The organism is Anaerotignum faecicola (assembly GCA_024460105.1).
In the GTDB taxonomy this organism is placed as follows: Bacteria; Bacillota; Clostridia; order Lachnospirales; family Anaerotignaceae; genus JANFXS01.
Window position 1 is genome coordinate 1 of sequence record JANFXS010000216.1, and the last position, 479, is coordinate 479.

The 479-nt window shown below is 49.1% G+C and carries 2 protein-coding genes; one reads left to right on the forward strand and one right to left on the reverse strand.

Features of this window, described 5'->3' with window-relative positions; all coding sequences use genetic code 11:
• Window positions 1-236: S8 family serine peptidase (locus tag NE664_13615; GenBank protein ID MCQ4727670.1), on the forward strand; the 236-nt coding region annotated here is incomplete at its 5' end.
• Window positions 237-290: 54 nt separating this feature from the next.
• On the opposite strand, the gene NE664_13620 is transcribed toward NE664_13615, so the two are convergent.
• On the reverse strand, window positions 291-479 hold a 189-nt coding region (locus tag NE664_13620; protein ID MCQ4727671.1), incomplete at its 5' end, for a GNAT family N-acetyltransferase.

Genomic DNA, 479 nt, shown 5'->3' on the forward strand with positions numbered 1-479 from the left:
CCTATATCGTCAGCACGCTGCCCGGCAATGATTACGGTTTCATGAGCGGCACCTCCATGTCGGCCCCCATGGTAACCGGAGTCGCCGCGATGCTCTATTCTTACCGCCCCGAGCTTTCTCTTCAGGATGTGAAAAATATTCTGCTGAATTCCAGCCGGAAATCAGACCAGTTAAGCGGAAAGATGGTAAGCGGCGGAATACTTGATGCGTATGCCGCACTCAGTTATCAGCAGTAACAGAGGATTGGATCAGGCTCCTGGGAGCCGTTAAAAGGACGTACCTGTCGAAGATTAAACAGGTACATCCTTTCTCTCACTCAGATGCATATACAGCAGCGGATAAGGATTTCCCTGTTCATCCGTATCCGTCCTTTTGTAACAGGTAAACCCCATATGTTCATAGAAGCCTTTCGCCTGCGGGTTTTGTTCATTTACACACAGTTCCCGTATTCCAAGCTTCTCAATCCCATAGGCAAGAAG